Source organism: Cellulomonas chengniuliangii (assembly GCF_024508335.1).
In the GTDB taxonomy this organism is placed as follows: Bacteria; Actinomycetota; Actinomycetes; order Actinomycetales; family Cellulomonadaceae; genus Cellulomonas_A; species Cellulomonas_A chengniuliangii.
The window spans coordinates 2,881,399-2,893,219 of record NZ_CP101988.1; the positions used below are offsets into that span (position 1 = coordinate 2,881,399).

The 11,821-nt window shown below is 72.3% G+C and carries 9 protein-coding genes; 4 read left to right on the forward strand and 5 right to left on the reverse strand.

Annotated elements, in window-relative coordinates:
- The first annotated feature begins 22 nt into the window (after positions 1-22).
- Both pta and NP064_RS13330 read left to right on the forward strand, forming a co-directional pair.
- Positions 23-2,104: a phosphate acetyltransferase gene (gene pta, locus NP064_RS13325; protein WP_227570379.1), complete on the forward strand. Its 2,082-nt coding sequence runs from the start codon at positions 23-25 to the stop codon at positions 2,102-2,104.
- Positions 2,101-3,363, forward strand: coding sequence for an acetate kinase (locus NP064_RS13330; protein ID WP_256813620.1), 1,263 nt, complete (start codon positions 2,101-2,103; stop codon positions 3,361-3,363). The genes pta and NP064_RS13330 overlap by 4 nt, the downstream gene beginning before the upstream one ends.
- A gap of 84 nt (positions 3,364-3,447) precedes the next feature.
- Here NP064_RS13330 and NP064_RS13335 read toward each other — a convergent pair whose 3' ends face one another.
- The 3 genes from NP064_RS13335 to NP064_RS13345 all read right to left on the reverse strand — a co-directional run bounded on the left by NP064_RS13335 (position 3,448) and on the right by NP064_RS13345 (position 6,862).
- On the reverse strand, positions 3,448-5,076 hold the full coding sequence (locus NP064_RS13335; RefSeq protein ID WP_227570377.1) for a succinic semialdehyde dehydrogenase: 1,629 nt from the start codon (positions 5,074-5,076) through the stop codon (positions 3,448-3,450).
- Between the two features lie 65 nt (positions 5,077-5,141).
- Positions 5,142-6,266: a GuaB3 family IMP dehydrogenase-related protein gene (locus NP064_RS13340; RefSeq protein WP_227570375.1), complete on the reverse strand. Its 1,125-nt coding sequence runs from the start codon at positions 6,264-6,266 to the stop codon at positions 5,142-5,144.
- A gap of 29 nt (positions 6,267-6,295) precedes the next feature.
- Positions 6,296-6,862, reverse strand: coding sequence for a type 1 glutamine amidotransferase domain-containing protein (locus NP064_RS13345; RefSeq protein ID WP_227570373.1), 567 nt, complete (start codon positions 6,860-6,862; stop codon positions 6,296-6,298).
- Positions 6,863-7,011: 149 nt separating this feature from the next.
- Between NP064_RS13345 and NP064_RS13350 the strand changes: the two genes are divergently transcribed.
- Positions 7,012-7,761, forward strand: a complete 750-nt coding sequence (locus NP064_RS13350; protein ID WP_227570371.1) for an exonuclease domain-containing protein — start codon at positions 7,012-7,014, stop codon at positions 7,759-7,761.
- Positions 7,762-7,855: 94 nt separating this feature from the next.
- Positions 7,856-9,394 (forward strand): helix-turn-helix domain-containing protein, encoded by a 1,539-nt coding sequence (locus NP064_RS13355; protein WP_227570369.1) that lies wholly within the window; start codon positions 7,856-7,858, stop codon positions 9,392-9,394.
- A gap of 99 nt (positions 9,395-9,493) precedes the next feature.
- On the opposite strand, the gene guaB is transcribed toward NP064_RS13355, so the two are convergent.
- Positions 9,494-11,023, reverse strand: coding sequence for an IMP dehydrogenase (gene guaB / locus NP064_RS13360; protein ID WP_227570368.1), 1,530 nt, complete (start codon positions 11,021-11,023; stop codon positions 9,494-9,496).
- Between the two features lie 68 nt (positions 11,024-11,091).
- Positions 11,092-11,748, reverse strand: coding sequence for a response regulator transcription factor (locus NP064_RS13365; protein WP_227570365.1), 657 nt, complete (start codon positions 11,746-11,748; stop codon positions 11,092-11,094).
- Positions 11,749-11,821 lie beyond the last annotated feature (73 nt).

Sequence of the window (11,821 nt, forward strand, 5' to 3'; positions counted from 1 at the left end):
TTCAGAGGAAGAAGCAACACCCGTGTCTCGCAACATCTACGTCACCTCGGCTGAGGGCGACACCGGCAAGTCCACCGTCGCCCTCGGCCTGGTCGACCTCCTGACCCGCTCCGTCGAGCGGGTGGGCGTGTTCCGCCCGATCGCCCGATCCACCGCCACGCCGGACTACGTGCTCGAGCTGCTGCTCGCGCACGACGGCGTCGACCTCGCCTACGCCGACTGCATCGGCGTCACCTACGACCAGGTGCACGCCGACCCGGAGGCCGCCCTCGGGGAGATCCTCCAGCGGTACCACGCGGTCGAGCGGCAGTGCGACATCGTCGTCATCGTCGGCACCGATTACACCGACGTGGCCGGCCCCACGGAGCTGTCCTACAACGCCCGCATCGCCGCGAACCTGGGCGCCCCCGTGCTGCTCGTGGTCAGCGGGAACGGGCGCACCCCGGAGGAGGTCCGCCAGGTCACCGACGTCGCCGTGGGCGAGCTCGAGGCGAACCACGCGACCGTGATGGCCGTCGTGGCGAACCGCTGCGCCCCGGCCGAGCTCGACCAGGTGCGCGAGGCCGTCAGCACCGTCGCCCCCGCGTGGGCGCTGCCCGAGGAGCCGTTCCTCACGGCCCCCACCGTGCGCCAGCTGATGGACGCAGTCGGCGGCACGCTGGCCGTGGGCGACGAGGAGTTGCTCTCCCGCGAGGTCGTCGACGTGCTCGTGGGCGCCATGTCGATCGAGCACCTGCTCGACCGGCTGCACGACGGCGTGCTCGTCATCACCCCGGGCGACCGCTCGGACATCCTGCTGGGCCTGCTGCTCGCGCACGCCGCGGAGGGCTTCCCCTCGCTGGCCGGCATCATCCTCAACGGCGGCTTCTTCCCGCCGCCCACGGTCGCGAAGCTGGTCGAGGGCCTCGGCTCCCGCCTGCCGATCATCCGCACCGACGCGGGGACGTTCCGCAGCGCCAGTGCCGCCGCCCAGACCCGCGGACGGGTCTCCGCCGACTCGCAGCGCAAGGTGGACAGCGCGCTGTCGCTGTTCGAGAGCCACGTCGACGGCGCCGCGATCGTCGCCGCGCTCGACGTGCCCCGCCGCGAGGTCGTCACCCCGCTGATGTTCGAGTACGAGCTGCTGGACCGGGCGCGCGCGAACCGCAAGCACATCGTGCTGCCGGAGGGCAACGACGACCGCATCCTGCGCGCCGCCTCGACCCTGCTGCAGCGCGGCGTCGCCGAGCTGACGCTGCTCGGCGACGAGACGTCGATCCGGGCGCGGGCCACCGAGCTGGGCCTGCAGATCGCCGACGCGCACATCGTCGACCCCCGCTCGGGCGACACGTTCGAGCGCTTCGCCGAGGAGTACACCAAGCTCCGCGCCCACAAGGGCATGACGGTCGAGCGTGCCCGGGAGATCGTCTCGTCGGTGTCGTACTTCGGCACGATGATGGTCGAGCTCGGCCTGGCCGACGGCATGGTCTCGGGCGCGCTGCACACCACCGCGCACACCATCAAGCCGTCCTTCGAGATCATCAAGACGGCCCCCGGCGTCTCGATCGTGTCGAGCGTGTTCCTGATGTGCCTCGAGGACCGCGTGCTGGTCTACGGCGACTGCGCCGTGAACCCGGACCCCACCGCCGAGCAGCTCGCGGACATCGCGATCTCCTCCGCGGCGACCGCCGCCCAGTTCGGGGTCGAGCCCCGCATCGCGATGCTGTCCTACTCGACCGGCGAGTCCGGCTCGGGCGCGGACGTCGACAAGGTCCGCGCGGCGACTGCGCTGGTCCGCGAGCGCCGCCCCGACCTGTCGGTCGAGGGCCCGATCCAGTACGACGCCGCGGTTGACGCGTCGGTGGCCAGCACGAAGATGCCCGACTCGGCCGTCGCCGGCCGGGCCACGGTCTTCGTCTTCCCCGACCTGAACACGGGCAACAACACCTACAAGGCCGTGCAGCGCTCCGCCGGCGCCGTCGCCATCGGCCCCGTGCTCCAGGGGCTGCGCAAGCCGGTCAACGACCTCTCGCGCGGCGCCCTCGTGCAGGACATCGTCAACACCGTCGCGATCACAGCGATCCAGGCGCAGGCCTTGGACAACACCTCGGAGGACAACGCGTGAACCCGCACCACGGACTCGGCGACCAGCCGGGCCAGCAGGCCGACATCGCCACCCATGGCACCGTGCTCGTCATCAACTCGGGCTCGTCGTCGGTGAAGTACCAGCTCGTCGACCCCATCGGTGGGGACGCGATCGCGTCCGGCATCGTCGAGCGGATCGGCGCGCAGGACGCACTGCTCACGCACAAGCACAACGGCGTCTCCACGAAGCTCACGGAGCCGATCACAGACCACGGGCAGGCGCTGCGCCGCGTGCTCGAGCTGTTCGCGGAGCACGGCCCGGACCTGGCCGAGGCGGATGTCGTCGCGGTGGGCCACCGGGTGGTGCAGGGCGGGGACGTGTTCGCCGGCCCCGCGCTGATCGACGACGCCGTGGTGGCGGGCATCGAGGCGCTGTCGCCGCTGGCCCCGCTCCACAACCCGGCCAACGCCCGCGGCATCGAGGTCGCCCGCGAGCTGCTCCCGGACGTGCCGCAGGTCGCGGTGTTCGACTCGTCGTTCTTCCGCACCCTGCCGGACGCCGCCGCGACGTACGCGATCCCGCAGGACGTCGCCTCGACGTACTCGATCCGCCGGTACGGCGCGCACGGCACCTCGCACCAGTACGTCTCGCGCGAGGTCGCCCGCATCGTCGACCGCCCGCTCGAGGACATCAACCAGATCGTGCTGCACCTGGGCAACGGCGCCTCCGCGTCGGCCGTCCAGGGTGGTGTCGCGGTCGAGACGTCGATGGGCCTGACGCCCCTCGAGGGCCTGGTCATGGGCACCCGCTCGGGCGACATCGACCCGAGCGTCGTCTTCCACCTGCACCGCAACGCGGGCATGTCGATCGACGAGATCGACGACCTGCTGAACCGCAGGTCGGGCGTCAAGGGCCTGTCCGGCGAGAGCGACTTCCGCACCCTGCACGAGATGATCGAGGCGGGCGACGAGGACGCGAAGCTGGCCCTGGACGTCTACATCCACCGCCTGCGCAAGTACATCGGCGCGTACACGGCCGTGCTCGGCCACGTCGACGTCCTGTCCTTCACCGCCGGCATCGGCGAGAACGACGACATCGTGCGGGCACGCGCCCTGACCGGGCTCGAGGGCCTCGGCTACACGATCGACCTGGAGCGCAACGCGGGCCGCAAGTCCGACGTCACGGTCATCTCCCCGGACGGCGCCCCGACGCTCGTCCTGGTGGTGCCCACGGCCGAGGAGCTGGCCATCGCGCGGCTGACCGTCTCGACGATCGCCGCGGCGGCCGCGACCGCCTGATCGGGACCGCCTGACGACGGCAGGCCGCCACCCTCATGGGGTGGCGGCCTGCCGTCGTTCGTGCCAGGGGCTGTCGCCAGGCCGTCAGGGCTGCCGCAGCGTCCGCATGGCGCGCAGCAGGCCGGTGTAAACCTCGGTCCACCGCTCGGCGCCCAGGTCGAACAGCCGGTGCAGGCCCACTCCTGGGCCGCCGAGCACGCTGTGCACGCCGCGCTGCAGGGCGACCGTCTGCTGCTCGGTGGTCTGCCAGATGCCCTCGGGCCCGTGCCGGTGGCCGAGGCCCGACTGTCCCCGCCCTCCCTGCGGGGCGCCGGTCGAGCCCCACCCGGCCACGTAGCCCTCGTTGACGTTGACGGTGCCCGCGCCGACGCGGGCGGCGATCTCCGCGCCACGCCGGGTGCTGCGGGTCCACACGCTGGCGTTGAGCCCGAACTCGGTGTCGTTCATCGCGGCGACGGCCTCGTCGTCGGAGGCCACCCGGTACAGGGCCACGACCGGGCCGAAGGTCTCCTCCCGGAACGCGCGCGCCTGCGGCGGCACGTCGCCGAGGATGGTGGGCTCGTAGAACAGCGGCCCGATGTCGGTGCGGTGCACCCCGCCGGCGAGCACCCGAGCGCCGTGGGTGAGCGCGTCCTCGACGTGCTCGACCACCCGGGCGAGTTGCTGGGCGGACGTCAGGGACCCCATGTCCGAGGCGTAGTCGAGACCGGGGCCGAGACGCAGCGCACGGGTACGCCGCACGAACGCCTCGGTGAACTCGTCTGCCACCGCCTCGTGCACGTACATCCGCTCGATCGACATGCAGAGCTGGCCCGTGTTGGCGAAGCACGCGCGCACGGCCCCCTCCGCCGCGACCTCGACGTCCACGTCCTCCGCGACGTACATCGGGTTCTTGCCGCCGAGTTCGAGGGTCGCGGGGATGAGCCGCTCCCCCGCGCGCGCCGCAACGACCCGCCCGGTGGCGGTCGATCCCGTGAACGTCACCTGGTCCACGTGGTCGATCACCGCGGATCCGATGCTCCCGTCCCCCACGACGACCTGCAGCACGCCGGCGGGCAGCCCGGCCGCCTCGAGCTGCTCAGCCGCCCACAGGGCCGTGAGGGCGGTCTGGGGGTCGGGTCGCAGCACCACGGCGTTGCCCGCCACGAGGGCTGGCAGCGCGTCCCCGAGAGTCAGAGTCAGGGGGTAGTTCCACGGCGCGATGATGCCCACCACGCCCACCGGGTGCCGCAGCACGTCGACCTTGGTCAGCACGGGCAGCAGTCCCCGCACCCGGCGTGGCGCCAGGTAGGCGCTGGCGCGGTGGGCGTAGTGCCGGGCGATGATCGCGATGTCGGCGACCTCTTCGTACGCGCTCTGGCGGGACTTGCCGTTCTCGAGCTGGATCAGGTCGAGGACGTCGCTCTGGTGGGCGAGCACCAGGTCGTGCACGCGGAGCAGCACCGCGGCCCGCTCGCGCAACGGGGTGCGGGCCCAGGCGCGCTGCGCGCGGCGGGCGGCGGTCGTGGCGCGGGCGACGTCCTCCGGCGTGGAGAGCGGCACAGCGGCGATCGGGGCGCCGGTGAACGGCGCGTGCGTGGTGTGCGTCGACCCGCCGGGCGAGGTCACGACGCGGTCGAGCAGCGACCGCACGTCGTCGGGCTCGAGCACGTAGGTCGCGAGCGGGTCGGTCTCGGGGTCGATGAGCCGGGCGGAGTCAGGATCGTGCGCCATGCGTCGAGGCTACGTCGGGAGCGCGGTCCGTGTGGACGTACCGCGCGCCCGCCGTCGCCCCGAGGTCAGTGCGGCTGGTACGGCGAGACGACGACCTCGACCCGCTGGAACTCCTTGAGGTCCGAGTACCCCGTCATCGCCATGGCGCGACGCAGGGCGCCCACGAGGTTCAGGGTGCCGTCGGCCGTGTGGCCGGGGCCGAACAGGATCTGCTCGAACGTGCCGGCCTGGCCCACGTGAACCCGCTCGCCGCGCGGCAGCTGCGGGTGGTGCGCCTCGGGGCCCCAGTGCCATCCCTGGCCGGGGGCCTCGGTGGCCCGGGCGAGCGCCGCGCCGAGCATCACGGCGTCCGCGCCGCAGGCGATGGCCTTGACGAGGTCGCCCGAGCGGCCCACGCCGCCGTCCGCGATGACGTGCACGTACCGGCCGCCCGACTCGTCGAGGTAGTCGCGGCGGGCCGCGGCGACGTCCGCCATCGCGGTCGCCATGGGCGCGTGGATGCCCAGCGAGACGCGCGTCGTGTGCGCCGCGCCGCCGCCGAAGCCGACCAGCACGCCGGCCGCGCCGGTGCGCATGAGGTGCAGCGCCGCCGTGTAGGTGGAGGCCCCGCCGACGATGACGGGCACGTCGAGCTCGTAGATGAAGCGCTTGAGGTTCAGCGGCTCGGCCCGGCCCGAGACGTGCTCGGCGGAGACGGTGGTGCCGCGGATGACGAACAGGTCCACGCCCGCGTCCACGACGACCTGGGAGAACTCCTGGGTCCGCTGCGGCGACAGCGCGCCGGCGACGGTGACGCCCGCGTCCCGGATCTCCTTGAGCCGGAGCCGGATCAGCTCGGGGTCGATGGGGGCCGAGTACAGCTCCTGCATCCGTGCCGTCGACCCCGCGGCGCCCAGCTCGGCGATCTCCGCGAGGAGCGGCTCGGGGTTCTCGTAGCGGGTCCACAGCCCTTCGAGGTCCAGGACCCCCAGGCCGCCCGCACGGCCCAGCGCGACCGCGGTGGACGGGCTCATCACCGAGTCCATCGGCGCGGCCAGCACCGGGATGTCGAAGTGGTACGCGTCGATCTGCCAGCCGACGGAGACCTCCTCGGGGTCACGCGTGCGGCGCGAGGGCACCACAGCCACGTCGTCGAAGGAGTATGCGCGCCGTCCGCGCTTGCCGCGTCCGATCTCGATCTCGTTGCTCACGAGACCAGGTTACCGGCGCGCCCGCGGGCTCAGGTGCGCACCGCCTCCCCGACCACCTCAACGAGCATCGTGCAGAACGCGGGCAGGTCGCCCGGCTGGCGCGAGGTGACTAGCGGCCAGCCCTGCTCCTGCCACACCGAGACCTCGGCGTCGACCCACGTCGCCCCCGCGTTGCGCAGGTCCGTGGCCAGGCTGTGGTACGAGGTCAGGGTCGCCCCGTCGGCGACCCCCGCGTCGATCAGCAGCCACGGGCCGTGGCAGATCGCCGCGATGGGCTTGCGCTGCTCGGCGAACGCGCGGACCAGGGCCTGGGCGGCGGGGAGGACGCGCAGGCGGTCGGCGTTGACCGTGCCCCCGGGGATGACGAGGGCGTCGAACTCCGCGGCCACCACGGCGTCCAGCTGGCGGTCGACGGGGTACGACGCGACCGGCTCGAGGTCGCCGGAGACCGTGCTCACCTCCCCTGGCTCGGGCGCGACGAGCTCGGCGGCGCCCCCGGCCTCGAGCACGGCGGTCCAGGGCACGGTGAGCTCGGGGTCCTCGATCCCGGTCATGCTCGTGAGGAACGCGACCTTGGCTCCCACCAGGCGTGACATGGCAGACCTCCTCGTGTCGTCGGCATCGGCCCCACCACCCTCACACCGCGCGGCGCGCGCCGCATCCGCGCCCGGGCGCCCAGGGGCGCCTGCCCCGGACTGTCGGCGGCTGGTGGCATGCTGGCCGCGCCGCACCAAGGAGGACGCACATGAGCTGGACCCAGGGACCGCTGCTGGGCTTCGACACCGAGACCACCGGCGTCGACATCGAGACCGACCGGATCGTCACCGCGGCGCTCGTCCGCCGCGACGCCGACGGCACCCAGGTGCAGACCTGGCTCATCAATCCAGGCGTCGATATCCCCGCCGCGGCCAGCGCCATCCACGGCATCACCACCGAGCAGGCACGCGAAGCCGGCGCCGATCCGGTGGTGGCCCTCGAGGAGATCGCCGACGCGATCGCCGAGGCGCTGCTGCGCGACATACCCGTGGTGGCGTACAACGCCACGTTCGACCTGTGCCTGCTCGACGCCGAGCTCGAGCGCCACGGGTTGCCGACCCTGCCGCAGCGCACGGGCCGCGAGACCATGCCGGTGATCGACCCGCTGGTGCTGGACCGCCACGAGGACCGGTACCGCAAGGGCAAGCGGAAGCTGGTGGACCTGTGCGGCCACTACGAGGTGGTCGACCCTGGCGCGCTGCACACGGCGGACGTGGACGTCGTTGCCACGCTCGACGTGCTCGAGCGGATCGTGGCCCGTTTCCCGCACCTCGCGGCCCTGGACCTCGCGGCGCTGCACGGCTACCAGGCCGACGCGCACCGGGTCTGGGCGGAGCACTTCAACAGCTGGCGGGAGAGCCGCGGGCTGCCTGGCCTGGGCGCTCACGCCGAGTGGCTCGGCGCGCGGCCCACCCCCGCCGCACCCTCTCCCTTGGAGTTGATCACATCTCAGTCATGAGTTGCGGACTGCGCTGAGGCGGCGTACACGCCCCGGTTGCCCCGACCGTCGCCGCGACGTCATCTCATCGATGAGTTACGGTTCCCTGGTGACGATGACAGACGTGACAGACACCAACGAGCACCTCACACGCGTGGGCGGCCTCGTCCGCAGCGCCCGCCAGCACCAAGGGCTGACCCAGGCGCAGCTCGCGGAACGCCTCGGCACCAGCCAGAGCGCAGTGCACCGCATCGAGCAGGGCGCCCAGAACATCAGCCTCGACATGCTGACGCGCATCGGCGCCGCGCTCGACTCCGAGCTCGTGACCATCGGCCCCCGGCACTCGCACCTGCGCGTGCACGGCGGCCAGCAGCTCTCGGGCCGCATCGACGTGAACTCGAGCAAGAACGGCGCGGTGGCGCTGCTGTGCGCCTCGCTGCTCAACCGCGGCACCACCCGCCTGCGGCACGTCGCCCGCATCGTCGAGGTCGACCGCATCGTCGAGGTGCTGCGCAGCATCGGCGTGCGCGCCACCTGGTCGCCCGACGGCCACGACCTCGAGATCCAGGTGCCCGACCGCCTGGACCTCGCGTCCATCGACGTGGACGCAGCCCGGCGCACCCGCTCGATCATCATGTTCCTGGGCCCGCTGCTCGGGCTCCAGCGCGAGTTCGCCCTCCCCTACGCGGGCGGCTGCGACCTGGGCACCCGCACCGCGGAGCCCCACCTCATCGCGCTGCGCCCGTTCGAGCTGAACGTGACCACCACCGGCGGCTTCTACCAGGCGCAGGTCGGCGAGGCGCAGGCCCGCGACCTCAGCATCGTGCTCACCGAGCGCGGCGACACCGTCACTGAGAACACAATCATGGCGGCGGCGCGACGCTCGGGCGTCACCACGATCCGCAACGCCAGCTCGAACTACATGGTGCAGGACCTGTGCTTCTACCTCGAGCTGCTCGGGGTGCGCATCGACGGCATCGGCACCACCACGCTGCGCGTGCACGGCGTGCCGGACATCGTCGCCGACGTGGAGTACACCGTCTCGGAGGACCCGGTCGAGGCCATGAGCCTGCTGACCGCCGGCATCGTCACCGGCTCGGAGATCACGGTGGGCCGGGTGCCCATCGAGTTCATGGAGATCGAGCTCGCCACGCTCGCCGAGATGAGCCTCAAGTTCACCGTGTCCGACGAGTACCTCGCCGACAACGGCCGCACCCGGCTCGCGGACGTCACGGTGCACCCCAGCGAGCTGCGCGCCCCCGCGGACAAGATCCACCCGATGCCGTTCCCAGGGCTGAACATCGACAACCTGCCGTTCTTCACGGTCATCGCAGCCTGCGCGCAGGGCCACACGCTGATCCACGACTGGGTGTACGACGGTCGAGCCATCCACCTGACCGACCTGACCCGCCTCGGGGCGGACGTGCGGCTGCTCGACCCGCACCGCCTCGACGTGCAAGGGCCCACGCGGTGGTCGGGCGCCGAGGTGAGCTGCCCGCCCGCCCTGCGGCCCGCCGTGGTGATCCTGCTAGCCATGCTCGCCGCCAAGGGGACGTCGGTGCTGCGCGACGTCGACATCATCGCGCGCGGCTACGAGCAGCTCCAGGAGCGGCTCGTGAGCCTGGGCGCGCAGATCGAGACGTTCCGGGACTGACGCCGAGGACGTCCCGGGCGCGCGGCCGTCCCGGGGCGCCGCCGCACATGACGAGGCCCACGGCGACCAGCGCCGTGGGCCTCGTCATGCGTGCTGCGGTCAGCGGCTCGAGTAGTTCGGCGCCTCGGAGATCATCTGCACGTCGTGCGGGTGCGACTCCTTGAGCCCGGCCGGGGTGATGCGCACGAACTTCCCCCGCTCCTGCAGCGCCGGGATGGTCCGGGCTCCCACGTAGAACATCGACTGGTGCAGGCCGCCCACGAGCTGGTGCGCCACCGCGGCGAGCGGGCCGCGGTACGGGACCTGGCCCTCGATGCCCTCGGTGATGATCTCGTCGTCCGAGAGGTCGCCCTGGAAGTAGCGGTCCTTGGAGTACGAGCGGCGGTCGCCGCGGGTCTGCATGGCGCCCAGCGAGGCCATGCCGCGGTAGCGCTTGTACTGCTTGCCGTTGACGAACACCAGGTCCCCCGGCGACTCGTCGCAGCCCGCGAGGAGCCCGCCCAGCATCACGCTGTCCGCGCCGGCCACGAGGGCCTTGGCGATGTCGCCCGAGTACTGCAGGCCGCCGTCGCCGATCACCGGCACGCCCGCGGGCTTCGCGGCGAGCGACGCCTCGTAGATCGCCGTGACCTGCGGCACGCCGACGCCCGCCACCACGCGGGTGGTGCAGATGGACCCAGGGCCCACCCCCACCTTGATGGCGTCCACGCCGGCGTCGACGAGCGCCTGCGCGCCCTCGCGGGTGGCGATGTTGCCGCCGATGATCTGCACGTCGCGCGTGGCGGGGTCCTTCTTGAGGCGGCGCACCATGTCGAGCATGAGCCGCGCGTGACCGTTGGCGGTGTCGACCACGAGCACGTCCACACCCGCCTCGACCAGCGCGATGACCCGCTCCCACGCGTCGCCGAAGAACCCGACGGCGGCGCCGACGACGAGCCGGCCCTCCCCGTCCTTGGTCGCCGACGGGTACTGCTCGGACTTCACGAAGTCCTTGACCGTGATGAGGCCCTGGAGGACCCCCGCGCCGTCCACCAGCGGGAGCTTCTCGACCTTGTGCTTGGCGAGCAGCCCTGCCGCGTCCTCGCGGGCGATCCCCACCGGGGCGGTGACCAGCGGCATCGACGTCATGACGTCGCGCACCAGCCGGGTCGGGAACTCCTCCGGCGGCACGAAGCGCAGGTCGCGGTTGGTGATGATCCCGAGCAGGCGCTGCTTCACGTCCACGACCGGGAGGCCGGAGACGCGGTACTTGCCGCAGAGCTCGTCGAGCTCGAGCAGCGTCGCGTCGGGGCCGATCGTGACGGGGTCCGTGATCATCCCGGACTCGGATCGCTTGACCAGGTCGACCTGGTGCGCCTGCGCCTCGATGGACAGGTTCCGGTGCAGGATCCCGATGCCGCCCTGGCGGGCCATCGCGATAGCCATGCGCGCCTCGGTGACGGTGTCCATGGCGGCCGAGACCAGCGGGAGGGCGATCGAGATCTCGCGCGTCAGCCGGGTGGTGGTGTCGACCTCGCTGGGGATGACGTCGGTCTCGCCGGGGAGCAGCAGCACGTCGTCATAGGTCAGGCCGATACGACCGAAGGGGTCGGAGGGGACGGCGGATCCGGGGGTTCCGAGGTCGGTCATCCGTCGATGATACGTCGCCACGCAGAGCCCGGTCATGCCCCTTGCCACGCGTCAAGCCGTGGGCTAGGTCAGCGGATGAGGCCTCGGCGCAGGCCGATCGCCACCGCCTGGGCGCGGTCGGCTGCCCCGAGCTTCCGGAACAGCCGGCGGGCGTGCGTCTTGACGGTGTCCTCGGAGAGGAAGAGCTCGGCGCCGATCTGCGCGTTCGACCGTCCGTTGCTCATGCCGACGAGCACCTCGACCTCGCGCTTGGTCAGGGCGACCTCCTCGAGGCCCCCACGCTGCGTCGGGGCGTCCACCACGGGCTCGACGGCGGCCTCGGCGCGCATCGACGTGGAGGCGCCGGTGGCGGCGACCGAAGGGCTGGCGAGCACGTGCGCGGCGACGGCGGACAGCTCGGCGCGACCCACGTCGGGCGCGAGGAACCCGCGCGCGCCGAGGGAGATCGCCCGGTCCAGCGCGACCTCGTCACCGGGCACCGCGAGCATCACGATGGTGGCGGACGGCGCGATCGCGCGCAGCCGTCGGATCGCCTCGACCGGGCCGGGCCCGGGCAGGTGGGCGTCCAGCAGCACGACGGTGGGCGGGATGCGCCGCGCGAGGGCGGTGAGCTCCTCGGCCGTCTCCGCCGACCGCACGGGGGCGAGCGAGGGAACTCCGAGGGCCGTCAGGACCAGGCGCTCACGCACCACGGTCGAGCCGTGACAGACCACGACTCCAGCCATCGGACCCTCCTTGCCGCCCGCGACACTCGCGCGCTGTCATCTCTTTATCGACGGGGCGTGGGGAAACGTTAGA

What these genes read in the sequence shown, in the direction of transcription:
- NP064_RS13335 (WP_227570377.1), bottom strand. Translation starts at nt 5,076, where the DNA reads ATGGCGCACGATCCTGACTCCGCCCGGCTCATCGACCCCGAGACCGAC.
- NP064_RS13345 (WP_227570373.1), bottom strand. Translation starts at nt 6,862, where the DNA reads ATGTCACGCCTGGTGGGAGCCAAGGTCGCGTTCCTCACGAGCATGACC.
- NP064_RS13350 (WP_227570371.1), top strand. Translation starts at nt 7,012, where the DNA reads ATGAGCTGGACCCAGGGACCGCTGCTGGGCTTCGACACCGAGACCACC.
- NP064_RS13355 (WP_227570369.1), top strand. Translation starts at nt 7,856, where the DNA reads ATGACAGACGTGACAGACACCAACGAGCACCTCACACGCGTGGGCGGC.
- guaB (WP_227570368.1), bottom strand. Translation starts at nt 11,023, where the DNA reads ATGACCGACCTCGGAACCCCCGGATCCGCCGTCCCCTCCGACCCCTTC.
- NP064_RS13365 (WP_227570365.1), bottom strand. Translation starts at nt 11,748, where the DNA reads ATGGCTGGAGTCGTGGTCTGTCACGGCTCGACCGTGGTGCGTGAGCGC.